We start from the raw sequence: 22508 nt of genomic DNA, 5'->3' as shown, positions 1-22508 counted from the left end.
GACCAGGCGCTCGCGTTCGCGCGCTCGCACCTGCCGCAGCCCGTGCTGATCTACGCGACCGCGACGCCCGACGAAGTGAAAACCGTGCAGCAGGCACTCGGTGTCGACGCGGCCGGCCATCTCGTCGAAGCCACGCTCGCGGCGATCGCGCGCGGCCTGCGTGATCTCGGCGTGCGCAAGTTCGTCGTCGCCGGCGGCGAAACATCCGGCGCGGTCGTGCAGGCGCTCGACGTGAAGTCGCTGCAGATCGGCGCGCAGATCGATCCGGGCGTGCCGGCAACGGCCACCATCGATGCGCAGCCGCTCGGCCTCGCGCTGAAGTCCGGCAACTTCGGCACCACGGACTTTTTCGACAAGGCGCTGCGCGCGCTGGACGGAGCCGCACGATGAGCGACGAAGCGAAACTGCGGGAAGAGATCTGCGTGGTCGGCGCGAGCCTGTATGCGCGCGGCCACGCGGTCGGCAGCGCCGGCAACATCAGCGCGCGCCTCACGGACGGCTGGCTGATCACGCCGACCGACGCATGCCTCGGCCGGCTCGACCCGAACGACATCGCGAAGGTCGGCCTCGACGGCCAGCCCGTATCGGGCGGCAAGCCGTCGAAGACGCTGGCGCTGCATCGCGGCATCTACGCGCGCAACGCCGAAGCGAACGGCGTCGTCCACACGCATTCGACGCACCTCGTCGCGCTGACGCTCGCGGGCGTGTGGCGTGACACCGACGTGCTGCCGCCGATCACGCCGTACTACGTGATGAAGGTCGGTCACATTCCGCTGATCCGTTACCGCCGCCCCGGCGATCCGGCCGTCGCGGCCGAGGTCGCGGCGCTCGCCGACCAGGTGCGCGGCGTGCTGCTCGAGCGCCTCGGCCCGGTGATGTGGGGGCCGTCGGTACCGCACGCGTCGTATGCGCTCGAGGAACTCGAGGAAACGGCGCGACTGTGGCTGATGACGCACCCGAAACCCGAGCCGCTCGACGACGCCGCGCTCGACGAATTGCGCATCAGCTTCGGCGCGCGCTGGTAACGACGCGTCACGCAACGATTCTCATGCCCGCCGTGTGCGCGGGCCTTTCCGTCAGCACACACACGACCGGCGACGTACGCGCCGCCGGCACACGACATCATTGGAGACGACGATGACTGCTCTCGACGCGGCCGCTGGCCGCTCGCCCGCCGCGCCCGCCCATGCCGCGGAACTCGACCGCACCTACAAGAAAGTGTTCTGGCGCATCGTGCCGTTCCTGATGCTCTGCTACGTGGTCGCGTATCTCGACCGCGTGAACGTCGGCTTCGCGAAGCTGCAGATGTCGCAGGATCTCGCGTTCAGCGAAACCGTGTTCGGCCTCGGCGCCGGCATTTTCTTTCTTGGCTATTTTCTGTTCGAACTGCCAAGCAACCTGCTGATGCACCGCCTCGGCGCACGCATCTGGATCGCGCGGATCATGATCACGTGGGGGCTGCTGTCCGCACTGTTCGCGTTCGTGCAGACGCCGACGCAGTTCTACGTGCTGCGCTTCCTGCTCGGCCTCGCGGAAGCCGGCTTCTATCCGGGCGTGATCCTGTACCTCACGTACTGGTTCCCGTCGCATCGCCGCGCGAAGATCATCGCGGTGTTCATGTCCGCGATCCCCGTGTCGGGCATCTTCGGCAACCCGCTGTCGGGCTGGATCATGGAGCGCTTCCACGGCGGCTCGGGCTTCCACGGCTGGCAATGGATGTTCATGATCGAAGCCGTGCCGGCCGTGCTCATCGGCATCGCGACGATCCTGTATCTCGACAACAGCATCCGCAGCGCGAAGTGGCTCGACGAGCGCGAGAAGCAGCTGCTGGAGGACGAGATCGCCGCGCAGCCGCAGGAACAGCAGCAGCACGGCCATTCGCTGAAGGCCGTGTTCTCGGACCCGCGCATGTGGTGGATGTCGCTGATCTACTTCGCGTTCGTCACGGGCCAGTACGGTCTCACGTTCTGGATGCCGACGCTCGTCAAATCGACCGGCATCACCGATACGCTGCAGATCGGCCTGCTGTCGGCGATCCCGTTCCTCGTCGCGATCGTCGTGATGAACCTGTTCGGCCACAGCGCGGACAAGCGCCGCGAACGCCGCTGGCACCTGATCGTGCCGGCGCTGATGGGTGCGGTCGGGTTTGCGGTCGCCGCGTCGTACTCGCACAATACGGCGGTGTCGATCGTATTCCTGTCGCTCGCGGCGGGCGGCGTGCTGACCTGCGCACCGCTGTTCTGGTCGCTGCCGACCGCGTTCCTCGCGGGCTCCGCAGCCGCGGCCGGGATCGCGATCATCAACTCGGTCGGCAACCTCGCCGGTTTCGCGAGCCCGTACGTGATCGGCTACCTGAAGGACGCCACGCACAGCACGGCGTCCGGCATGTACGTGCTCGCCGCGATGCTCGTGATCGGCGCGATCGCCGTGTGGCTCACGCCCGCGAAACTCGTGAACCGCTGATTCACCAGACGAACGATCCGGCCGCCATTCGACGCGGGGCGCCGTGCGCCCCGCCCCATTCATTCACAGGACCCGCTGCCATGCCACGCTTCGCCGCCAACCTCTCGATGATGTACACCGAGCACGCGTTCCTCGAACGTTTCGCCGCTGCCGCCTACGACGGCTTCAAGGCCGTCGAGTACCTGTTCCCGTACGACTTCGCCGCCGAGGACATCCGCGCGCGCCTCGACACGCACAACCTCGAACAGGCACTGTTCAACGCGCCGCCCGGCGACTGGGCCGCGGGCGAACGCGGCACCGCATCGCTGCCGGGCCGCGAGGACGAGTTCCGGCGCGGCATCGACCAGGCGCTCGACTATGCGCGCGTGCTCGGCAACAAGAAGCTGCACGTGATGGCCGGCATGGTGCCGCCGGGCGCCGACCGGGCACGCCATCGCGACACCTACCTGGCGAACCTGCGGCATGCGACGCAGGCCGCCGCCGCGCACGGCATCACGATCCTGATCGAGCCGATCAACCAGCGCGACATGCCCGGCTATTTCCTGAGCCGCCAGGACGACGCGCAGGCGATCTGCGCGGAAGTCGGCGCGCCGAACCTGAAGGTGCAGTTCGACTGCTACCACTGCCAGATCGTCGAAGGCGACCTCGCGATGAAGCTCAAGCGCGATTTCGCGGGCATCGGCCATATCCAGATCGCGGGCGTGCCCGAGCGCCACGAGCCGGATATCGGCGAACTCAACTACCCGTATCTGTTCGCGCTGATCGACGCGCTCGGCTACGACGGCTGGATCGGCTGCGAGTACCGCCCGAAGGCCGGCACGTCGGAAGGCCTCGGCTGGCTCAAGCCGTACCTGTAATTCCCGTATTCCTTTGAGGGTGAAGAACATGAAAGTACTGATCACCGGCGGCGCCGGCTTTCTCGGCCAGCGTCTCGCGCGCAAGCTGCTCGAGCGCGGCGAACTGACTGGCCCCGACGGCCGCAGCGAGAAGATCGACGAGCTGGTGCTGCTCGACGTCGTCGCAGGCAGCGATTTCGGCGACGCGCGCGTGACGTCGATCGTCGGCGACATCGCCGACCGCGCGGTGCTCGACAGCGCGATCGACACGCGCACCGGCGCGATCTTCCACCTCGCGGCAATCGTCAGCGGGCAGGCCGAGGCCGATTTCGATCTCGGCATGCGGATCAACCTCGACGCGTCGCGCGCGTTGCTCGAAGTGTGCCGTACGCGTGGCCATCGGCCGCGCGTCGTGTTCACGAGCTCCGTCGCGGTCTATGGCGGCACGCTGCCCGACATCGTGCAGGACGACACCGCACTGAACCCGCAATCGTCGTACGGCGCCGAGAAGGCAATCGCCGAGCTGCTGCTGTGCGACTACGCGCGGCGCGGCTTCGTCGACGGCCGCGTGCTGCGGTTGCCGACGATCAGCGTGCGGCCGGGCCGCCCGAACGCGGCTGCGTCGTCGTTCGCGAGCGGCATCATTCGCGAGCCGCTGAACGGCGAGGAAAGCGTGTGCCCGGTGCCGGGTTCGACGCGGCTGTGGCTGCTGTCGCCGCGCGGCGCGATCGAAGCGCTCGTCGCGGGCTGCGAGATCGACAGCGCGAAACTCGGCAACAAACGGGTGATCAACCTGCCCGGCCTGTCGGTGTCGGTCGACGAAATGATCGCGGCGCTGCGCGAGGTCGCGGGCGACGAAGTCGTGAAGCTGATCCGCCACGTGCCGGACGAGCGTGTCGAGAAGATCGTCGGCAGCTGGCCGGGCCGTTGGGATACGTCGCGCGCGGAAGCACTCGGGCTGAAGGGCGATACGTCGTTCGCGGACGTGATCCGCAGCCATCTCGCCGACGAACGACGCTGATTCCCGCGCCGCCCGCTGCGCGTGGCGGGCACGGGCTGCCCGGTGGCATCAATGCGGCCGGGCGGATTCCCCGATGGGCAACGGCGCGCGTTTCGTTCCGCCCGGCCGGTTCGCCGAACCGGCCGCCCACTGCCATGCCAGCAGACCCGGCAGATAGAACAGCAGGTCGCGCACACGGCGGGCGCCGGCCAGCGCAAGACAGGTCGGCGGGTCGAACCCGAGCAGCCCGCCGATCAGCACGAACCCGCCTTCCTGCACGCCAAGCCCGCCCGGCATCAGGAACGCGATGCTGCTCACGAGCTGGATCAGCGCCTCGATCGCAAGCGCCTGCGCGAAGGTCGGCTCCGCGCCGAGGAAATACAACGCGAGCCAGATTTCCAGCGCATAGCCGATGAACTGCAGCGTCTGCCAGATCACGAGATAACGCACGACGATGCCGGTCTTTCTCCAGATCATCCGGATCGACTGATCGGTGCGCGCCGATTCGCCGACCAGCGCCACCACCTTGCCGCTCGTGACACGGTTGAGCACGCGCATCGCGCGCTCGAACGGCCGCGCATGCTGCACCAGCGCGAACAGCAGCAGCACCGGCACCAGCGCGGCCATGCCGATCGCGAGGTTGCCGGCCACCCGCGCAGTGTCGGACGACACATGCTCGAGCACGTAGCCGATCGCGACCAGCGCGAACACGAGCTGGCTGATCAGCGTCAGCTGCATGTCGGCGACGAGACTGGCGACGGCGGTTGCCGGCCGCACGCCTGCCTGCCGCAGCAGGCCGAACGACACGATCTCGCCGCCGATCCGCGCGACCGGCAGCAACCCGTTGATCGATTCGCGGATCCACACGAGCTTCAGCATCGTCGCGAACGACGGCCGGCGCGGGCCGCGAATCAGCATCCGCCAGTCCCACGCATTCGCGAGCATCGGCAGGATGTGCGCCAGCGCCGCAAGCAACAGCCCCGCACCGGCGATCTGCAGGCGATGCAGGATGTCCAGCGGATGCTCACGCCAGATCAGCCACACGGCGAGCGCCAGCCCGCCCAGCGCCGCCACCTGCCCCACATGGCGCAGCCGTGCGTCGCCCCGCGCGGCGTTCCGCTGCGCGGCATCCACGTCGGGGTTCGTCGGTGTCGTCATGATTCGCTCGCGGGCGACAGCAGGCCTTCCCGGTCGACCCGAAAACGCGTGCCGCGCCACACGACATGCGACGAGAAGAAGCTCGACACGAACACGAAGAACTGCAGGAGATCGACGAACGGCAGCCAGAGCGCGCCGCGCAGGCCAGCGCCGGTCGCCCGGCTCGCTTTCAGCATCAGCAGCGCCCGTGCGGCGAGCGCCGCGGCCGCCAGCCCGCACGCGGCGGTCGTGCCGCCGGAGAACAGCAGCGCCAGCAGCGCGAGCGGCACCGGGTGCATCAGCACCGAGCCGGCGTGACCGAGCCGGTCCGCTGCGCGAATCGTGCAGCTCCAGCGCAATTCGTGTGCGTACAGCTTCGCGAACGTCTCTTCCACACATGCATGCCCGACGACGAACGGCGGAATGACGACCTGCGCGCCCACCTGCCGCACCGCTTCGCCCAGCGCATGATCCTCGGCCAGGTGATGCGCGAAACGCGTGAGCCCGCCAATGCGTTCGAGCGTCGCGCGCGTGATCGCAATCGTCTGGCCAAAGCATGGCCGCGCGCGCCCGATGAAGAGCCCGGTAATGACGCCCGGCAGGAAATGGTAGTTCGTCATCGCAACGGCGACACCGGGCCAGAAGCCCGGCGATGCGATGCCGCGATACACGCTCGTCACGATGCCGACATCCGGCTGCTGCAGTGCGCCGACGACAGCGCGCAAATAATCGCGCTCGACCAGCACGTCGCTGTCGGCGAGACAGAGCACCGAATACTCCGCGTGTTCGAGCATGTTCACGAGATTGGCGATCTTGCGATTTGGCCCGTATAGCCGCGCATCGGCGACGACCTTGATGTTCGCGTCAGGGTAGCGCGCGCGCAGCGCCTCGACGGCCGCGAGGGCCTTGTCGTTCGCATCGTGCACGCCGAACAGGTGCTGAACCGGCCCCGGATAATTCTGCACGAAGAAGCTTTCGAGATGCTGTACGAGTTGCCACTCGTCGCCATGCAGCGGCTTCGCGACGGTGACGCCCGGATAATCGCGCGGCTCGGCCGCCGCCCGGGAAAAGAACCGGCCGACCAGCACGCTGGCCGTGAGCGTGTATGCAATGCCCAGTAACACGCCCAGCCCGCAGACGATCGACATTGCCCCGGCCAGCGCGCGCAGCACATGCAGCAAAACCATGCTTCTCCCCAGTGGTGACCCGTACGACCACGACACCCGGGAGCCGCCGCGCGCACGCGGATTCACCCGTACGCGCCGCCGTATCGATTCCCGTGGAGCCGGATATGAAGGACGACCAAGCGACGATACGCGCATTCAGATGACACAACTACCGTGCGGCGATCGATTCCTGTCACGCGCACGTAGCCGCATGCAACCGCGGCCCGGAACGCGACGTCGGCAAGCTTGCAGGCCGAAAGGATTGCAGTGGCGACCGCGATGACGACCCAGATACGAAACGTCATCGTGGTGAAAAATGTTTCGGGTACGCGCCAGGCAAGCAACGACACCAGCACGAAACACTGAATGAACATGCCCGCCAGCGCGGCGACCTGCAGGTAGGCGCGCCATCGCTCGCTCGTCGAAGGTGCCATGGTGAAAGAGTCTCCCGTGCGGACGACCGATACGGATCCGAAAGATTCGAAAGGTCGCGTGGGTCAGGATCAGGAACAGCGAAAGTCCAGCGGAGAACGATTGTGGCGACGCCTGCTTAACGTTTCGTTAAGAAAGCGACCGTAGAATCCACCCGACCGATATCGTCCCCGTCGTCCGCAGGAGTCTTCATGTCCACGCCCGCCCGATATGACACCGTTGCGCGCTGGCTGCACTGGCTGATCGTCGCGCTGATCGTCGCGCTGATCGTCGCGCAATATGCGATCGGCTGGACGATGCCCGACGTGCATCGCGATACGCAGCCCATCGGCCTGATCGCCGCGCACCTCCTCGTGGGCACCGCGCTGCTCGCGGCGATGGCGTGCCGCGTGCTGTGGCGCGCAACGCATCGTCCGCCCGCGAGTGACCTGCCGCCCGCGATGCGCGCGCTGTCGGGTGCGACGCATTTGGCGCTCTACGTGCTGCTGATCGCAGTCCCCCTGCTCGGCTGGATCAACGCGTCGTCGCGCGCATGGAGCGTAACGCTGTTCGGGATCGTGCCGTTGCCCGCGCTGTCGGCGGCCGGCTCCGGATTCGGCCATGCGATGGGCGATGTGCACGGCATCCTCGCCTGGGCACTGTTCGTCGGCATTGGCCTGCACGTGGCCGCCGCGCTGGCGCACCGCTTCGTGCTGCGCGATCAGATCGTGCAGCGCATGATGCCCTGGTGATCGCCACGCGGGCGGCAGGGCACGCGATCGCACGCAGGCATCCGCTTTCCGCCAAGGCCGATACCGCCGTCGTTCCGGTTCAGCGCGCGATCAGCCTGCCGACCCATCGCGCGCGGCTGGCGAGATGATCGCGCCGCCGCGCGAAGCGACGCGCGATGACGGGCATCGCAGCCGGCGCCCTTCTGCCGCGTCGAGCGGCACGAAGGGCTGCCGGACTGCCGTGCCGCGAACACGACGGCCTGAAGTCGCACAGGACCATATCGACACCTAGTTGCTGGTCTGCGCCGGCATACCGGAGGCCGGTGCGTGCGCGGCGGCGGCCGCCATCCGGGCCCGGTCCTGCTCGGCAAGCTTCGCTTCCGCCGCCTGGATGTCCGCCGGATACTCGCCTTCGTCTCCCTTTGCCGGGTCGTACCCGGCTGCTTCCAGGCGGACCAATTCGTCGCGAACCTGTGCGCGCGTCAGCGGCGCAGCCGATTGCGCAAAGGCCGACTGACCGACGATCGCACCGATCATCATCAGTACTGCGATATATGTTTTCATCATGAACTCCTTCAATGTTCCGTAACGATCAACCTTGTTGAATGCCCTGGATGCCTGACCTGCGAATGCAGGCGGCTGCGTCAGCTTCCGAAATAGATCGCGCAGAAGCTCGCGGGGCCAACGCATGCGGCAGGCCCCTGGCGCGGCGACATCGTCGCCGGCCTGCCCGCTTCGGATGACGCGGCCGGATCGCTGCCGACCGCCGTGCTGGCCTGATGCTCCGGCATCTGTTCGGCCTGCCGCTGGAACAGCGGGCTCACGTCCGGATACGACGTATCGGTCACGAAGCGCAGCCCGTTGTTTTCGGCGTCGATCAGTTCCTGCCTGACCTGCGCGCGCGTCAGTTCCTGGGCCGACGCTTGCGTCGCGATACCCGCGAGAGAAATCGCCGCCACCGCGGCGGCCACCAGCCAATGCGTGTTCATGTTCCACTCCTTGAGAAGTCATCGAGACGACGTGCTACACCCGTATGACGACGGAGCGCGTGCGTTTATTCCCGCGCGTCGCACAGCGCGAATCACGCGGCTTCTCCGGCGCCGGGAGCGCCTGGCGCGGACGTTCATGAAACTGTCATTCTTTCGTCAGCCGGCGTAACCTGACGTAACGCAGCGCCCGCCGCGCTTCGGGCAGACTGATGTCACCCCTTACGGATCGCCCTTCGATCGATCATGTCCGTCGCTTACGACTATGCAGCCGGCCTGCTGCGCACGCTGTACGACCGCCATATCGACGGCGGCGCGGTGCTCGATACAGCCGTGTTTCCCGACGCCGAGCGTTTCGTCCGTGCGTGGACCGACATCCAGGCCGAGGCATTCGCTGTGGCGCGCGACATGTCGCGCATCCCGCGTTTTCACGAGATCATGCGCGAGCAGTACGACATCTCGGCCAACGACGCACGCGACTGGCGGATGTTCATCATGCAGGCGTACGGCCAGCCGTTTCCGCGCAACCTGTCACGCTGCCCGACCGTTGCATCGATCGTCGCGGCATCGCCGGACGTGCTGTCCGCATCGCTGTCGTTCCTCGCGCCCGGCAAGCACATTCCACCGCATCGCGGTCCGTTTCGCGGCATCCTGCGCGGCTATCTCGTGCTGTCGATGCCGAAGCGCGCGGATGGCACGCCGGCCGCCGTACTGAAGGTCGACGGCCGCGAATACCGGCTCGAGGAAGGGCGTTTCCTGCTGTGGGACGACACGTTCATGCACGAGGTGTGGAACGACAGCAACGCCGTGCGAATCGTGCTGCTGCTCGATATCCGCCGGCGCGGGATGCCGCGCCTGCTCACGTGGCTGTCGAATGCGGTGATCGGCGTCGTGCGGCTCGGGATCCGGATGCGCGGGCGATCGATTCCGGTTTAGCGCGCGTGGCCGGCATGCGCCGGGTGACCCATCGTTTCGCGAATGCCCGCCCTTGTGTCGGGAAGGCGCACAACGCACTCAGGATGCGGACGCAATCATCAGGACACCTTGCCGGATTCGTCGTCCAACGCATAGATGCCGCGCCTGGCGACACACCGGAAAGGCGGGTCGATCGCCCGCACATTCGTCAGCTCCCAGCACACGTATCCGGCGCACCATTGCTTGCCTTGCGCGCGGGCTTCATCAGGCGTCCAGTCGTGTACGCCCACGACGTCAACCCACGCGAGCGCGATGCCGTCAGGGTCCTCCTGCCCGTCCTGTCGCAGGAAGATCGTGTTCTGCACCAGCACGAGATCACGCAACGGGATGGCCGGCGGCGCCCACGACCGGATTTCGACCTGCTTCCGGCCCGCGACGATATCGTCGACGGCGGGTTTGACGATCGACAGCGCGGATCGCGGCATGGCAAGTATTTCCTTCATCGGCAAGTGGAGAGCGTGCGACCGTCGATCGGCGCGGCGCGCCGAATCCGGCATGCGATGACGGTTCGGGCAGGATTGTTGCCGATTCGCCAGAACGTGTCGACCGGGCCGGATCGGACCCGCCGGCGCACCGCGACTACGCGATGCCGGCGTTCCGCCCCTGACGAATCGCCTAAACTACAGACCGTCCCCTCCGCGCGGCTCCTGCCAGCCACCGCCATGGCGCACCTCTTCTTCGCCGCCTCGATCCAGCGGCATATCGAAACGCCCGAGCGCGACATCGACGCCCACTCGGTCGGCGAAGCATTCGACACCGTTTTCAGCGAGCAGCCGCGGCTGCGCGGCTACATCCTCGACGACCAGGGTGCGCTGCGCAAACACCTGTCGGTATTCATCGACGGCCATCCGATACGCGACCGGCAACATCTGTCCGACGTGCTCGGCGACGCCAGCCGGGTCTATGTCGTGCAGGCGCTGACGGGCGGATAAGGGGACGTATGCACAAGCACCGACCGCGCACCCAAGCGTCAGGTCGGGCCAACAGGAGACATCGCACATGAACGATCGACTGCTCGTCGCCACCCGCAAGGGCCTGTTCGTCCTGCAGACTGACCGCCACGGCGGCTGGACGCTCTGTGAGCCGCACTTCGCCGGCGAGCCGGTCAGCATGGCGCTCGCCGACCCGCGCGACGGCACGCTGTATGCCGCACTGAACCTCGGCCATTTCGGCGTCAAGCTGCACCGCCAGCGCGCCGGTGCCGCCGACTGGGAAGAATGCGCGGTGCCCGTCTATCCGCCGCAACCCGCCGACGCCCCACCCGCCAGCGCCGGCGTGAATGCCGGCACCGCCGACGCCGACGACGCGCCCCCCGGCCCGCCGCAGCCGCCGTGGACGCTCCAGCAGATCTGGTCGCTCGAAGCAGGCGGCGCCGACGAGCCAGGCGTGCTGTGGGCCGGCACGATTCCCGGCGGGCTGTTCCGCTCCGACGACGGCGGCAGTTCGTGGGTGCTCAACCGGGCATTGTGGGATCGCCCGGAGCGCGCCGAATGGGGCGGCGGCGGATACGATGCGCCGGGCATCCATTCGGTGATGGTCGATCCGCGTGACAGCCGGCACGTGACGGTCGGCATCTCGTGCGGCGGCGTCTGGCAGACCGCCGACGGCGGCGCAACGTGGCGTGTGACTGCCGACGGCATGGAGGCCGACTACATGCCGCCCGAGCGGCGCGGCGAACCAAACATGCAGGACCCGCACCGCGTCGTGCAGTGCGCGGCCAACCCGGACGTGCTGTGGACGCAGCATCACTGCGCGATCTTCCGCTCGACCGACGGCGCCGAACACTGGCGGCGGATCGAGGCGCAACCTTCGAGCTTCGGCTTCGCGGTGGCCGTGCACCCGCACGAACCGGACACCGCGTGGTTCGTGCCGGCCGTGAAGGACGCGTGCCGGATTCCGGTGAACGGACGATTCGTCGTCACGCGCACGCGCGACGGCGGGCGCAGTTTCGAGCAATTCACGAACGGGTTGCCGAGTGCGCCGGCGTACGATCTCGTGTATCGGCACGGGCTGGCGATCGATGACACCGGCACGCGCCTCGCGATGGCGTCGACGACCGGCGGGTTATGGACGTCCGACGATGGCGGGGAAAACTGGCAGTTGGTGTCTGCGCATTTGCCGCCGGTTTATTGCGTGCGGTTCGGTTGACGGCCCGCTCCGGCCTAGAAGCCGATTCGACATGCGGTGGCCCGCTCTCCGAGAAACGGCGCCGCCACCTGCCGCCCGATCCAGCCGCCGAATCGCTTACACTGCCCGCCCGGCCTCTCATCCCCTGTCGCCATGCGATTTCCCCGGTCGTTTCCCGAGCGTTTCGACGCTGCACCGCGCAGCCTGCGTGCGCTGCTTGCATTCGCCGTCCTGGCCACCTCCACCGCACATGGCGCGGCGCTGACCAACACGACCGACGATCCATGCGGCAAAGTCGACACCGGCTACACACTCGATGACAGCATCCGCGGCGCGTTCGGCTCGCCCCAACCGGTCACCGCCTGCATCGACGTGCTGCGCGGGCGGCCCGACGGCCCGCGGCGCCTGCGCATCTTCGTCGACGGCAAGCGCGTGCTCACGAACGACGCGATCGCGATGGGGCCGGACGACGGCGGCACACTGGGTGACCCCTACCAACCGCTCGACCTCAGCCACGGTTCACTGATCGTGCGAAACAACGGCGGTGGCGGCCCGATGCGCTGGGGCGAAACATGGCATGTAACGACACGCAACGGCCAATGGATCGTCGCGGGATGGGACGAAGATGGCTGGGAATTCAACTGGGCCGACGGCGGCAGCGGCACCGAATCCCATACGAGCGTCAATGCATTGACGGGAGAGGTGCACGACAGCGACGCGCCGATCCCTGGCGACGAAACGCCCGCGAAACGCGCCGTCCGCCGCACCTGCAAGCTACCCGACGCATGGCGCAGCCCGGTCGTCGCGCAGGTCGCGGCGATACGCGACCGAAGCTGGCATTGCGACGCGAAGCTCGCGAAGCCGATACGAATCGAGAAATGACTGGGGCAGCATCCACCCGCACTTGACGAGTGGTGCAGCCATGCGTTCCCGCTTAGCCCCTTCCCCCCATCCGCGCCACCGCCACCCGCGTCTGCGCAATCTCCGCCTCGATCCAGTCGAGAAACGACCTGACCTGCGGCTCGCGCTCCCGCCCGGGCCGGCACAGCGCGACGAAACGCGCGCCCTCGATCCGCACCGACGGCTCGATCGGCGTCAACGCCCCGTGCGCGACATGCTCGGCCGCCAGCACCGAGCTGAGCAGCGCGATGCCCTGCCCGTGCAGCACCGCCTGCAGCGCGTAATGCTCGTCGTCGTAATGACGAAACACCGCGCGCTCGAGCCACGCTTCGCGGCCGGCCGCGCGACACCACGACGCCCAGTCGACCGACACCGGCAGCGGCGTATCCCACACGGTCTCGATCAGGTCGAGCGGCGCATCCGTGCGATGCGCATCGAACCCGGCGGCCGCATACGCGCCGAAATACTCGTCGATCAGCGCAATCTCGTGCAGCGCCGGAAACGTGCGCGACGTCGCGCGAATCGCGAGATCGATCCGCGCATCGCGTTCAAGATCCGCGAGCGTATTGCCGGTTTCGACCTTGATGTGCAGTTGCGGATCGATGCGGCGAAACCGGCCGAGACGCGGAATCAGCCACATCGCGGCAAACGCGGGCGTGGTGGTCAGCACGAGCGTGCGCTCGCTGGTCGTTTCGGGCCGCACCGCGTCGAGCCCGCGGCTCAATGCGAGCAGTGCATCGTGACTCGCGCGAAACAGGCGTTCGCCTTCTTCCGTGAGCCGCACGCCGCTCGCACCACGCTCGAACAGCAGCACACCGAGCCGGCTTTCGAGCGACTTGATCTGGTGCGACACGGCGGCCGGCGTCACGGACAGTTCGTCCGCGGCAGCCTTGAACGCGCCAAGCCGTGCCGACGACTCGAATACACGCAATGCAGTCAGGGGAATTTTCGAGAACACGGGGCCTCGCGGGCCGGATCGGGCCGGGTTGAATTCAATTGAATCGGGGTGAGATTAGGTGAATTGAAGCGGGCATGCAACGCGGATAGCCTTGCGGGACGTCGCGGCACGGTGCCGCGGCGCATGGCGTCGAACCGGAGAAACAACGTGCAAGGCCTACCGCGCAGGATCACGCAGGCGGTGCTCTACGAAGCGATCGCGATTTCCTGCATCTCGCCCGCGATCGCGGCGATCTTCCAGCAGGACCTCGTCTATTCGGGCGCGCTGTCGGCGACGATGTCGGCGATCGCGCTGCTGTGGAACATGATCTTCAACGCGCTGTTCGAGCGCTGGGAAGCATCGCGCCGCCAGCCGACACGCACGCTCGGGCGGCGGATCCTGCACGCGACCGGCTTCGAAGGCGGGCTGATCTTCATCCTGGTGCCCGTCGTGGCGTGGTGGCTCGACATCTCGTGGCTCGACGCGTTCGTCGTCGACATCGGGCTGTTCGCGTTCTTCTTCTGCTACGCGTTCGTATTCCAGTGGGCGTTCGATCGCGTGTTCGACGTGCCGGCAGCGACGAAGGAGCAATGAGCCGGGCGCATCACCCGGTGAAATCGGATAGCCGGGAATGACATCAATCGATGCGTTTATTTCGATTTCAAAACCAATTAAAAATTTATTATTTCTACGCCAAACTTTCATAACCCATTACCTTCACAAAGTTAAAATCAACCATAGGGTTTACGTTACATTGCAGCCTCGCAAATTCAACTGCTAATGTAGGTTGACGATTAACACAAGATAATCACCCGCACCCACCCCATATAATCAGCGCAACCGCACGCGCCGACTCAATCGCTAAATCCGCTCTCGAAGTTTCGAGAGCGATTTGCGATGTTCGCAGTTCAATTCCTCAACAAGGAAATCATCATGAACGAAAATCAGGAAAAGCAGGATCTCCCGCTGATCGAATGGATGCAGGAAGACCAGCATGAAGATTGGGTCGAGATGATGAAAGACAGCGCAGTCATTCCATTCGCAACCGCTCTGTGGGCATAAGCGGTCAGCCTCGGATGATGGCGGATCGCAATGATCCGCCATTTTTTGATCCAGAACCTGGATATCCCGGAGAGTGTGATGGAAAAAAGTGTCGAAAATTTCTTTTCGTGCGTCCGCGGACATCCAGCCATGATGCAGAGAAACGCGCCCGGCGCCAATATCCTGGTCGGCTCGGACAAAAGCCAGAAAGATACCGCGCAATCAATCATTCGGCATTGCCCGGAAAAACTGGAATATTCATTCACCTACGTCGAGCTCGACACGGAAAATCACGAGCAGGTCATCCGGGAAATCGACCGATGTGACATGTTCATCTTCATGTACGACTCGTCGATACGTTCCGACATCAATCCGCATGGGCCGTCATTCATCCCGCCCCTCAAGCCGAAAATGGCCGAGCACTGGAAGAAATCGGTATTACTCCGCGAGTACGGTGAATTCTTCAAAGAGGCCTTTTCCGAGAGCATCGACGACATTGCCGCGCGCAACGAACGCATCATTGCGGCAGCGCAACGCGCTCGACGCGTGCAATTTCACGATGGCTTGGGCGGCTCGCTGCACGGAACGCTCGATCAGACCTGGAAAAGCCTGGATGGCCGCAACCACTATGACCTGATGCCAGGCGAAGTGGCGACCCGGGTGCCCGACCTGACCGGCAACGTCGTATTCGGCGGCACCTTCTTGAGCACGGTGCCCTTTGCCATCAAGTACGGTGTCATCGACCCGATATTGCACATCGGGATCGAACGGGGCCGGGTAGTCAGCGTCGAATCGGCCAACCGACAGCTCGAGGACGACATCAAGTTATATCTGGATAAATGTGCAGGAAACCGGATTGTCGAAGAGTTCGGGATTGGTACGAACCTGAACGTCCGGCTGCACGGACGCAATGCGAGTTTCGAAGAGCGCCATCCCGGGCTGCACCTCGGCCTCGGCGGCGGTGAACGTGGCAGCCATCATCTGGACCTGGTGTTTTCGTCCGGAACGATTCGGTTCGACGACACCGTCATCTTCGACGGCGCATTCCACGTATAGCGCGCGCCGTCGACGGCACGGCCGGCATCGAAGCACCGACAAGGTGCCGGCCTCGCGATTTCCACCCTCGGCATCCTGCCCGCGCAGGTTCACGTTACGCCTGTCCCGCACGGTGGCCGCGCACACCAGAGCCGAATCGTCATGGTCGACCTCGAACAGCAACTGCATGTCGCGCAGACGCAATACGCAGGCGCTTCGCATGATCCCGCGCTTCTGCATCGCATCTGCGAATTGCTGACTGCGCTCAGGCGCGAGGAAGACATGCTTCCCTGGGCCGACCGCGCGCTGGCGCTCGATCCGCACGACGCCGTTTTCATGGCACGACGTGCCGATGCGCTCTACCTGCTGGGCCGGTATGTCGAAGCCGCCGATACATGGAAACGCGATCCGTCGCGGCACAAGCGCCCCGAACTCTACCGCTTGCGACTGGGCATGAGCCTGATGATGGCCGGCGATCTCGCGCAGGCCATCCGGTTGCTCGACGAAGCCTTTCGAATGGCCGAATCCGGCCATGCCGAGATGACCGCATCGATCGGATTCGCGATGGGCGAGGCGATGCTCAAGGCCGGCGACCCGCGCGGCTTCGCCTATTGGCGAATGCGCAATGACGTTCCCCGCCTGTCCGCCAACTACCGCCCGATCGACATCCCGACCTGGGACGGTGAATCGGATGTACGCGGCAAGCGTGTCCTGATCACGCATGAACACGGATTCGGCGACAACTTTCTCCTGGCAGCCTGCGTGCCCGATTGGCTGGCGGCAGGCGCGCACGTCATGCTCACCTGCCATCCGCAGAACCATGCGCTGATGCAGGCGTCGCTGCCGCATTGCGAGGTCGTCGCCGCACCCAATCCGCCGCAGTTTCATGCCCCATTGCCCCGCGAACTGCAATCATTGGCAGAAGGGTTCGCGCCGGACCTGCATGCAACACTGCTCCATTTGCCCATGCTGAAAGCCCGGCAAACGCGCGTGTCGGACCCATGGTTCACGCCCTATATCCAGGTGCCGCCGCAGAAGCAGCGGATCGCTGCCGAATGGGCCGCGCAACTACGCGACAAGCATCCGGGGAAGCAGCTGATCGGACTGTTTTGGGATTGCGTTCAACGACACTGGCCCGAAAAAGGCGCCATCGTCAGATGCTGGGCCAGCCGCCGCAGCCTGCCGCTCGATGCGATCAACGAGATCGTGGAGCACCCTGCCATGGCGGAATGCGTGCATTTCGTGAATCTGCATCATCCCGCTGCCGCGGCGCTCGCAGGCACGCCGGCCGGCAATGTCAGTCACTACCAGCCTGTGATCCGGGATTTTGGCGACACGGCGGCATGCATGGCTCAACTGGACGCCGTGGTCGCGGTCGATTCAGGCGTAGCCAATCTGGCGACTATGATGGGCATGCGGACCTGTGTACCGACCCACACCTGTGGCGATTGGCGTTGGGGGGTCGACGGAAGCACGAGCCCGTGGATCGGGCAGGCGACCGCTTTGCGGCAAACCCGGGAAGGTGACTGGAGCGATGTGGTTCGAAGCATCCAGGCGTGGCTCATGCATGCCGTTGCCTGACTCGAACCGTTCCGTCCGAACAGGCCGGACAAACACGCCGACGCCCCCTGCATCCCGGGATCGTCCCGAGACGGAGGGGGCGCCAGTCCGTCAAGTCGCGTGCAGACCCGACGATCGCTCCATCACGTCGTTCAATGCACGCCGAGATAAGCCTTCACCGCCGGCAGGCCCGGCTTGCCGTCGAGCGTCGTCACGCCCGCGAGCCACTTGTCGAGCGCCTGCGGGTTCGCCTTCAGCCACTCGGCCGCCGCCTTGTTCGGATCTTCCTTGTTCATGATCGGCATCATCACGTGGTTCTCGATCGACGTCGTGAACTGCAGGTTCGACACGAACTTCGCGACGTTCGGGCAGCGCTGCGAGTAGTCGGGCGGCGTCGCCGTCAGCACCTTCGCTTCGCCGTAGTTCGGGCCGAACACGTCGTCGCCGCCGGTCAGGTAGTCGATCTTCATCTGCACGTTCATCGGATGCGGTTCCCAGCCGAGGAACACGATCCACTGCTTGTCGCGGATCGCGCGATTGACCTCGACCAGCATCCCGGCCTCGCTCGACTCGACCATCTTGAACTTGCCGAGGCCGAACTGGTTGCCGTCGATCATCTTCTTGATCAGCAGGTTGCCGTCGTTGCCCGGTTCGATCCCGTAGATCTTGCCGTTCAGCTTGTCCGCGTACTTTTGAATATCCGCGAACGACTTCAGGCCGCCCTGGTACACGTAGTCGGGCACCGCGAGCGTGTATTTCGCACCGGTCAGGTTCGGCGTCGACAGCACCTTGATCTGGCCGGCCTTCGTGAACGGCTGGATGATCGGGTCCATCGTCGGCGACCAGTAGCCGAGGAACACGTCGATCTGCTTGCTCTTGATGCCGGCGAACGTGATCGGCACCGACGCGATCGTCTTCGTCGGGCTGTAGCCGAGCCCCTGCAGCATCGTCGACGCGAGGCCCGTGGTCGCCGCGATGTCGGACCAGCCGACGTCCGCGAAGCGCACGTTCTTGCACACGGGCGGATCGGCCGCATACACGGCCGACATCGGCGCGGTTATCCCGATCCCGCACACCGCTGCGATCAATAGGCGCTTCATCTTGCTTCTCCTCAAAGTGATGTCGTTTGCTTGAATGCGGGATCGTTTATTGAAGCCGCGCGCCGCGATCCCGGCGGCGTCGCGGACCATAGGTTCGGTCAGCGCCCCGGCAACCGGCGCTCGTAGCTCGGCGCGTGGCCGAACTGCGCACGGTAGGCCTTGCTGAAATGGCAGGGCGAATGAAAACCGCAGACCGTCGTCACGCGCGCGATCGATGCGTCGGTCGTGCGCAGCAGGTCACGCGCGCGCTTCAGGCGCAGCGTCAGGTAATAGTGGGTCGGCGACACGTTCAGGTACACCTTGAACATGCGCTGCAGATGCCGCTGCGACAACCGCACGAGCCGCGCGAGCTCCTCGCGCGACAGCGGCTCCTCGATGTTCGCCTCCATCAGCCGCACGACCTCGATCAGCTCCGCGCGCGAGAAGCCGACGCGTGCATCGACCGGAATCGGCTGCGTATCGGTCGAGCTGCGGATGCGCTCGAGGATGAACTGCTCGGACACCTGCGCGGCCAGCTGCTGGCCGAACCGCATCCCGACGAGGTTCAGCATCAGGTCGAGCGGCGCGGTGCCGCCGGTGCAGGTCAGCCGGTCGCGGTCGACGACGAACAGCTCGTCGGCGAAACCGACCTGCGGAAATTCGGAATGCAGCGCGGACAGGTTCTCCCAGTGCACGGTGCAGCGATAGCCGTCGAGCAGCCCGCTCGACATCAGCGCATACGCGCCCGTGCAGATGCCGCCGAGCGGCAGACCACGTTCGGCGAGCGACGCAAGCGTATCGCGTGCGCCCTCGTCGACCACGTCGCGGATGCGGATGCCGCCGCATACGATCATCACGTCGGGCAGGTTCGTGTAGTCGAGCGCCTGCGTAGGCCGTACCGCGATGCCGTTGCTGGCGTGCACCGGACTGCCGTCGAGCGAGTAGATCGACCACTGGTAGTGGTCGGCGCGACCGACGTAGTTCGCCATCCGAAGCACTTCGACCGCGCTCGAGAACGCGATCATGGAGAAGTTCGGCAGCGTCAGGAAGCCGAAATGGGCGAGGGACGAAACCGGTGAAACGCAGGCGGCGGGCGCGACAGCGACGGCGGACGTCACATCGGTCTCCTGGCGAGGAGGTTGCAGGGGGCCAGCCCCGCGGCGCTAGCCGCGGAAGCCGTTATTCATTCTGGGTGAGCGGCCGGGGGTTCCGGCCGCCGGAGGTCAGGCCTGTGCGGGTGCGGCCTTCATGCGAAACAGCTGCTTGAGGCCCGAGAACAGCGGCGCCTTCACGGTGCCCGGCGCACGGCCGAAGCTTTCGGTGATGCGGTCGAGAATGATCGCGAGCAGCACGACCGACAAGCCGCTTTCGAAACCGAGGCCGATGTCGAGGCGCTGGATACTGGCGAGCACGTCGTTGCCGAGGCCGCCCGCGCCGACCATCGACGCGATGATCACCATCGACAGCGCCATCATGATCGTCTGGTTCACGCCCTGCATGATCGACGGCAGCGCATTCGGGAACTGCACCTTGTACAGCAGCTGCCACGGCGTGCAGCCGAAGGCCTGGCCGGCTTCGACGATCTCGCGATTCACGTGGCGGATACCGAGGCTCGTCAGGCGCACCGCAGGCGGCATCGCGAAGATCACCGTCGACAGGATCCCCGGCACGCGGCCGAGACCGAACAGCATCGCAGCCGGAATCAGGTAGACGAACGCGGGCATCGTCTGCATCAGGTCGAGGATCGGGCGCACGATCGCGGCGACCCACTTGCTCTTCGCGGCCCAGATGCCGAGCGGGATGCCGAGCACGAGGCTGATGATCGTCGACGACAGCGTGAGGCCGAGCGTGATGACCGTCTGGTCCCAGAAGCCCGTCGCGAAGATCAGCAGCAGCGACGCGGTGGTGAACAGCGCGAAACGCCAGCCCACCCGCCACAGCCCGACGCCGATGAAGATGGCCATCATCATCCACATCGGGATCGCCTGCAGGCCGTGCTCGACGAATGCCGCGAGCCCCTCGATCGCCTGGCCGATCGTGTCGAACGTCTTGGCGTCGTGGTCGAGCAGGTAGTGAACGGACTGGTCGACCCAGGTACCGAGCGGAATCATTTCAGACATGGGAACCTCGCGAACGCGTGATGGCCTTCAGGATGAGCGCACGATCGACCGAGCCGCAGTAGCAGCCGTCGTCGTCGACGACCGGCAGTGCATTCGGGCTCGCGACCACACGCGCGACGACATGTTCGAGCGACGCATCGCGGCGGATGGATTCGATCGGGCTCACGGACGGCGTCGCCTGACCGATCGCATCGCGCGTGACGAAGCCGCGGATCTTGCGTTGCGCATCGAGCACGAATGCATAGTCGGCACTGCCGTTCAGCGTCGCCGCGACGTTCGCGGCATCGCACTTCGATACGATCGGCACGGCGCCCGTCTGCATCAGGTCGCCAGCCGTCAGGTAGCGGCTGGTGTCGATGCCGTCGAAGAACGCGCGCACGTAATCGTCGGCCGGGTTCGCGATGATGTCCTGCGGCGTACCGACCTGCACGAGCCGGCCGCCTTCCATGATCGCGATGCGGTTGCCGATGCGCAGCGCCTCTTCCAGATCGTGCGACACGAACATGATCGTGCGGCGCTGCTCCTTCTGCAGTTGCAGCAGCACATCCTGCATTTCGCGGCGCTTGAGCGGATCGAGTGCGGAGAACGCCTCGTCCATGATCATCAGCGACGGGTTCACGGCCAGCGCGCGGGCGAGGCCGACGCGCTGCTGCATCCCGCCCGACAGCTCGGACGGCAGCTTCTGCGAGAACGGTGCGAGGCCGACCTGCTCGAGCACTTCCATCGCGCGGCGCTCGCGTTCCTTCTTGCTGACGCCCGCGACTTCGAGGCCGAATGCGGCATTCGACACCACGGAGCGATGCGGCATCAGCGCGAACGACTGGAACACCATGCTCATGTCCTTGCGGCGCAGCGCGGTCAGCGCCGAGCGGCGCGCCGACGCGACGTCGAGCCCGTCGATCATCACCTTGCCGGCGCTTGGATCGACCAGCCGGTTCACGAGGCGGATCAGCGTCGACTTGCCGGAGCCGGACAGGCCCATCAGCACGAAAATTTCGCCTTCCTGCACATCGAAGGAGACGTTGTGCACGCCGACGACCTGACCGGTGCGCTTGAGCACATCGTCTTTCGTCGCGCCGGCGGCGAGCATGTCGAGCGCCTGCTGCGGGTTGCTTCCAAACACCTTGCACAGACCTTCGACCACGACCTTGGGGGCATCCATCGAAACCTTCTCCTCGTGTAGCGGGGACTCGCGCTTGTCATAGCGTGCCTACATAGTTGCCAGAAAAAACCCCGACCTGCCGACGAATTACGACAAACGCTTGCGCAAATACGACACGGCCTCCAGCCCCGCCGGGCGGGCCGCGGCACGCGGCGGCACCCGATTGCGGCGGCGCAATACGCGCACGGCCAACAACGGCGGGCATCGCGCGCCGGACTTGTGCGCAGCAGCGCAGCGCATTTCGCGCCGCGCTTTGCGCCAATTCGCATCGGGCACGCGTCGCTTTACGACAATTTCACGTCCGATCACGCGTCGCTCTGCTCAGACGAAAGCGCAGCGCATCCACCAGTAAAAAGCATGACCGTGCAAAAAGCCGCGCGGCGACACCGGACGGTGCACGCCGCGATACCGCGCCAACCCGGAAAATCCGCAACAGCCGCTGTGATACATTCCCCGCCAACAGGCTGATTGCGACGCAGGCCGCCATGGCGGCCACCGTGGTCAGCAGCGCATGCCGGTTCGCCTGCCGGCCATGCCGATACCGCCTCGATCGGCAAACATCCGATCGCAGGCCGATAACGATACGAGAGAGGGAGCAAGGCGAGATGAACTGGGCTTTTACCGCAATCGGCTTCATCGTGGGCGGGATTGCCGCATTGATCGGGGATTTCTCCGCCATCACCGGCGCAGTGCTCGGCGCCGCGATCGGGTTCTGCCTCGACAACACGCTGCAACAGCGCAAGCGCAAAGCCAAGGGCGCAACACCGGACACGGTCGCGATGCAGGCGCCGCCCGCCCAGCCGCCGGTTCCGCTGGCCGAGCGCGTCGCACGCCAGCGGAAA

The 22508-nt window shown here is 65.7% G+C and carries 25 protein-coding genes and 1 pseudogene; 15 read left to right on the top strand and 11 right to left on the bottom strand.

Annotated features, from left to right (window positions below):
- The 5 genes from G3N93_RS12870 to denD all read left to right on the top strand — a co-directional run.
- Nucleotides 1-390: nucleotide-binding domain containing protein (locus G3N93_RS12870; protein WP_277396539.1), on the top strand; the 390-nt coding region annotated here is incomplete at its 5' end.
- Complete coding sequence (locus G3N93_RS12865; protein WP_206133162.1) at nucleotides 387-1025, top strand: aldolase; 639 nt, start codon at nucleotides 387-389, stop codon at nucleotides 1023-1025. The genes G3N93_RS12870 and G3N93_RS12865, both read left to right, overlap by 4 nt.
- Nucleotides 1026-1137: 112 nt before the next feature.
- Nucleotides 1138-2463: an MFS transporter gene (locus G3N93_RS12860; RefSeq protein ID WP_174936268.1), complete on the top strand. Its 1326-nt coding sequence runs from the start codon at nucleotides 1138-1140 to the stop codon at nucleotides 2461-2463.
- An 80-nt stretch (nucleotides 2464-2543) separates the two neighbouring features.
- Nucleotides 2544-3320, top strand: a complete 777-nt coding sequence (otnI, locus tag G3N93_RS12855; RefSeq protein WP_174936267.1) for a 2-oxo-tetronate isomerase — start codon at nucleotides 2544-2546, stop codon at nucleotides 3318-3320.
- 28 nt (nucleotides 3321-3348) lie between these two features.
- Nucleotides 3349-4320 (top strand): D-erythronate dehydrogenase, encoded by a 972-nt coding sequence (gene denD / locus G3N93_RS12850; protein ID WP_206133161.1) that lies wholly within the window; start codon nucleotides 3349-3351, stop codon nucleotides 4318-4320.
- 48 nt (nucleotides 4321-4368) lie between these two features.
- Here denD and G3N93_RS12845 read toward each other — a convergent pair whose 3' ends face one another.
- The 3 genes from G3N93_RS12845 to G3N93_RS12835 all read right to left on the bottom strand — a co-directional run bounded on the left by G3N93_RS12845 (nucleotide 4369) and on the right by G3N93_RS12835 (nucleotide 7036).
- Nucleotides 4369-5457: a lysylphosphatidylglycerol synthase domain-containing protein gene (locus tag G3N93_RS12845; RefSeq protein WP_174936263.1), complete on the bottom strand. Its 1089-nt coding sequence runs from the start codon at nucleotides 5455-5457 to the stop codon at nucleotides 4369-4371.
- Nucleotides 5454-6623, bottom strand: a complete 1170-nt coding sequence (hpnI, locus tag G3N93_RS12840; RefSeq protein WP_206133160.1) for a bacteriohopanetetrol glucosamine biosynthesis glycosyltransferase HpnI — start codon at nucleotides 6621-6623, stop codon at nucleotides 5454-5456. The genes G3N93_RS12845 and hpnI overlap by 4 nt, the downstream gene beginning before the upstream one ends.
- Nucleotides 6624-6685: 62 nt before the next feature.
- A complete protein-coding gene (locus tag G3N93_RS12835; protein WP_206133159.1) occupies nucleotides 6686-7036 on the bottom strand; it encodes a hypothetical protein in 351 nt (116 codons plus the stop codon).
- Between the two features lie 189 nt (nucleotides 7037-7225).
- On the opposite strand from G3N93_RS12835, the gene G3N93_RS12830 reads away from it, so the two are divergent.
- Nucleotides 7226-7765, top strand: coding sequence for a cytochrome b (locus G3N93_RS12830; protein ID WP_206133158.1), 540 nt, complete (start codon nucleotides 7226-7228; stop codon nucleotides 7763-7765).
- Nucleotides 7766-8032: 267 nt separating this feature from the next.
- Here G3N93_RS12830 and G3N93_RS12825 read toward each other — a convergent pair whose 3' ends face one another.
- Nucleotides 8033-8308 (bottom strand): DUF4148 domain-containing protein, encoded by a 276-nt coding sequence (locus tag G3N93_RS12825; protein ID WP_206133163.1) that lies wholly within the window; start codon nucleotides 8306-8308, stop codon nucleotides 8033-8035.
- An 80-nt stretch (nucleotides 8309-8388) separates the two neighbouring features.
- Entirely contained in the window at nucleotides 8389-8733 is a 345-nt protein-coding gene (locus tag G3N93_RS12820; RefSeq protein ID WP_206133157.1) for a DUF4148 domain-containing protein, read from the bottom strand.
- A gap of 243 nt (nucleotides 8734-8976) precedes the next feature.
- On the opposite strand from G3N93_RS12820, the gene G3N93_RS12815 reads away from it, so the two are divergent.
- Nucleotides 8977-9666 carry an aspartyl/asparaginyl beta-hydroxylase domain-containing protein gene (locus tag G3N93_RS12815; protein WP_206133156.1) on the top strand — a complete coding sequence of 230 codons (690 nt, stop codon included), beginning with the start codon at nucleotides 8977-8979 and terminating at the stop codon, nucleotides 9664-9666.
- A gap of 98 nt (nucleotides 9667-9764) precedes the next feature.
- On the opposite strand, the gene G3N93_RS12810 is transcribed toward G3N93_RS12815, so the two are convergent.
- On the bottom strand, nucleotides 9765-10148 hold the full coding sequence (locus G3N93_RS12810; protein ID WP_241026532.1) for an ASCH domain-containing protein: 384 nt from the start codon (nucleotides 10146-10148) through the stop codon (nucleotides 9765-9767).
- Between the two features lie 219 nt (nucleotides 10149-10367).
- Here G3N93_RS12810 and G3N93_RS12805 point away from each other — a divergent pair, with 219 nt between their 5' ends.
- The 3 genes from G3N93_RS12805 (at nucleotide 10368) to G3N93_RS12795 (ending at nucleotide 12714) form a co-directional block, all read left to right on the top strand.
- Nucleotides 10368-10637 (top strand): MoaD/ThiS family protein, encoded by a 270-nt coding sequence (locus G3N93_RS12805; protein ID WP_011354075.1) that lies wholly within the window; start codon nucleotides 10368-10370, stop codon nucleotides 10635-10637.
- Nucleotides 10638-10704: 67 nt separating this feature from the next.
- Nucleotides 10705-11853 (top strand): exo-alpha-sialidase, encoded by a 1149-nt coding sequence (locus tag G3N93_RS12800; protein ID WP_206133155.1) that lies wholly within the window; start codon nucleotides 10705-10707, stop codon nucleotides 11851-11853.
- Nucleotides 11854-11985: 132 nt separating this feature from the next.
- Nucleotides 11986-12714: a hypothetical protein gene (locus G3N93_RS12795; RefSeq protein ID WP_206133154.1), complete on the top strand. Its 729-nt coding sequence runs from the start codon at nucleotides 11986-11988 to the stop codon at nucleotides 12712-12714.
- Between the two features lie 52 nt (nucleotides 12715-12766).
- Here G3N93_RS12795 and G3N93_RS12790 read toward each other — a convergent pair whose 3' ends face one another.
- On the bottom strand, nucleotides 12767-13690 hold the full coding sequence (locus G3N93_RS12790) for a LysR substrate-binding domain-containing protein (protein WP_206133153.1): 924 nt from the start codon (nucleotides 13688-13690) through the stop codon (nucleotides 12767-12769).
- A 147-nt stretch (nucleotides 13691-13837) separates the two neighbouring features.
- Here G3N93_RS12790 and G3N93_RS12785 point away from each other — a divergent pair, with 147 nt between their 5' ends.
- From G3N93_RS12785 to G3N93_RS12775, 4 genes are all read left to right on the top strand, one after another.
- A complete protein-coding gene (locus G3N93_RS12785; RefSeq protein ID WP_206123071.1) occupies nucleotides 13838-14263 on the top strand; it encodes a PACE efflux transporter in 426 nt (141 codons plus the stop codon).
- A 339-nt stretch (nucleotides 14264-14602) separates the two neighbouring features.
- A complete protein-coding gene (locus G3N93_RS42025; protein ID WP_021163990.1) occupies nucleotides 14603-14731 on the top strand; it encodes a hypothetical protein in 129 nt (42 codons plus the stop codon).
- Nucleotides 14732-14761: 30 nt separating this feature from the next.
- Nucleotides 14762-15766 carry a leucyl aminopeptidase gene (locus tag G3N93_RS12780; RefSeq protein ID WP_206123070.1) on the top strand — a complete coding sequence of 335 codons (1005 nt, stop codon included), beginning with the start codon at nucleotides 14762-14764 and terminating at the stop codon, nucleotides 15764-15766.
- A gap of 141 nt (nucleotides 15767-15907) precedes the next feature.
- Nucleotides 15908-17326, top strand: coding sequence for a M48 family metallopeptidase (locus G3N93_RS12775; RefSeq protein ID WP_206133152.1), 1419 nt, complete (start codon nucleotides 15908-15910; stop codon nucleotides 17324-17326).
- 131 nt (nucleotides 17327-17457) lie between these two features.
- Here G3N93_RS12775 and G3N93_RS12770 read toward each other — a convergent pair whose 3' ends face one another.
- From G3N93_RS12770 to G3N93_RS12755, 4 genes and pseudogenes are all read right to left on the bottom strand, one after another.
- Nucleotides 17458-18405, bottom strand: a complete 948-nt coding sequence (locus G3N93_RS12770; RefSeq protein ID WP_174936234.1) for a choline ABC transporter substrate-binding protein — start codon at nucleotides 18403-18405, stop codon at nucleotides 17458-17460.
- Between the two features lie 98 nt (nucleotides 18406-18503).
- On the bottom strand, nucleotides 18504-19502 hold the full coding sequence (locus G3N93_RS12765; RefSeq protein ID WP_206133151.1) for a GlxA family transcriptional regulator: 999 nt from the start codon (nucleotides 19500-19502) through the stop codon (nucleotides 18504-18506).
- Nucleotides 19503-19607: 105 nt separating this feature from the next.
- Entirely contained in the window at nucleotides 19608-20504 is an 897-nt protein-coding gene (gene choW / locus G3N93_RS12760; protein WP_174936231.1) for a choline ABC transporter permease subunit, read from the bottom strand.
- A pseudogene (locus tag G3N93_RS12755) lies at nucleotides 20497-21788 on the bottom strand (glycine betaine/L-proline ABC transporter ATP-binding protein); the annotation flags it as partial. The gene choW and the pseudogene G3N93_RS12755, both read right to left, overlap by 8 nt.
- A 363-nt stretch (nucleotides 21789-22151) precedes the next feature.
- On the opposite strand from G3N93_RS12755, the gene G3N93_RS12750 reads away from it, so the two are divergent.
- Nucleotides 22152-22508 (top strand): hypothetical protein (locus tag G3N93_RS12750; protein WP_206133150.1); only part of this gene is annotated, 357 nt, incomplete at its 3' end.

Origin of the sequence: Burkholderia sp. Se-20378, from assembly GCF_017104665.1 — a bacterium.
Lineage (GTDB): Bacteria > Pseudomonadota > Gammaproteobacteria > Burkholderiales > Burkholderiaceae > Burkholderia > Burkholderia lata.
Note: the sequence above shows the minus strand (reverse complement) of the source record. Positions and strands in the feature narration are given on the sequence as shown.

Excerpts from the sequence above, each read along its gene's own strand:
- G3N93_RS42025 (WP_021163990.1), top strand. The coding sequence starts at position 14,603 with ATGAACGAAAATCAGGAAAAGCAGGATCTCCCGCTGATCGAATGGATG.
- G3N93_RS12865 (WP_206133162.1), top strand. The coding sequence starts at position 387 with ATGAGCGACGAAGCGAAACTGCGGGAAGAGATCTGCGTGGTCGGCGCG.
- G3N93_RS12780 (WP_206123070.1), top strand. The coding sequence starts at position 14,762 with ATGATCCGCCATTTTTTGATCCAGAACCTGGATATCCCGGAGAGTGTG.
- G3N93_RS12860 (WP_174936268.1), top strand. The coding sequence starts at position 1,138 with ATGACTGCTCTCGACGCGGCCGCTGGCCGCTCGCCCGCCGCGCCCGCC.
- G3N93_RS12825 (WP_206133163.1), bottom strand. The coding sequence starts at position 8,308 with ATGAAAACATATATCGCAGTACTGATGATGATCGGTGCGATCGTCGGT.
- G3N93_RS12770 (WP_174936234.1), bottom strand. The coding sequence starts at position 18,405 with ATGAAGCGCCTATTGATCGCAGCGGTGTGCGGGATCGGGATAACCGCG.
- G3N93_RS12800 (WP_206133155.1), top strand. The coding sequence starts at position 10,705 with ATGAACGATCGACTGCTCGTCGCCACCCGCAAGGGCCTGTTCGTCCTG.
- G3N93_RS12820 (WP_206133157.1), bottom strand. The coding sequence starts at position 8,733 with ATGAACACGCATTGGCTGGTGGCCGCCGCGGTGGCGGCGATTTCTCTC.
- G3N93_RS12830 (WP_206133158.1), top strand. The coding sequence starts at position 7,226 with ATGTCCACGCCCGCCCGATATGACACCGTTGCGCGCTGGCTGCACTGG.
- otnI (WP_174936267.1), top strand. The coding sequence starts at position 2,544 with ATGCCACGCTTCGCCGCCAACCTCTCGATGATGTACACCGAGCACGCG.
- G3N93_RS12845 (WP_174936263.1), bottom strand. The coding sequence starts at position 5,457 with ATGACGACACCGACGAACCCCGACGTGGATGCCGCGCAGCGGAACGCC.
- denD (WP_206133161.1), top strand. The coding sequence starts at position 3,349 with ATGAAAGTACTGATCACCGGCGGCGCCGGCTTTCTCGGCCAGCGTCTC.
- G3N93_RS12775 (WP_206133152.1), top strand. The coding sequence starts at position 15,908 with ATGGTCGACCTCGAACAGCAACTGCATGTCGCGCAGACGCAATACGCA.
- G3N93_RS12805 (WP_011354075.1), top strand. The coding sequence starts at position 10,368 with ATGGCGCACCTCTTCTTCGCCGCCTCGATCCAGCGGCATATCGAAACG.
- G3N93_RS12815 (WP_206133156.1), top strand. The coding sequence starts at position 8,977 with ATGTCCGTCGCTTACGACTATGCAGCCGGCCTGCTGCGCACGCTGTAC.
- G3N93_RS12835 (WP_206133159.1), bottom strand. The coding sequence starts at position 7,036 with ATGGCACCTTCGACGAGCGAGCGATGGCGCGCCTACCTGCAGGTCGCC.
- G3N93_RS12810 (WP_241026532.1), bottom strand. The coding sequence starts at position 10,148 with ATGAAGGAAATACTTGCCATGCCGCGATCCGCGCTGTCGATCGTCAAA.
- G3N93_RS12795 (WP_206133154.1), top strand. The coding sequence starts at position 11,986 with ATGCGATTTCCCCGGTCGTTTCCCGAGCGTTTCGACGCTGCACCGCGC.
- hpnI (WP_206133160.1), bottom strand. The coding sequence starts at position 6,623 with ATGGTTTTGCTGCATGTGCTGCGCGCGCTGGCCGGGGCAATGTCGATC.
- choW (WP_174936231.1), bottom strand. The coding sequence starts at position 20,504 with ATGTCTGAAATGATTCCGCTCGGTACCTGGGTCGACCAGTCCGTTCAC.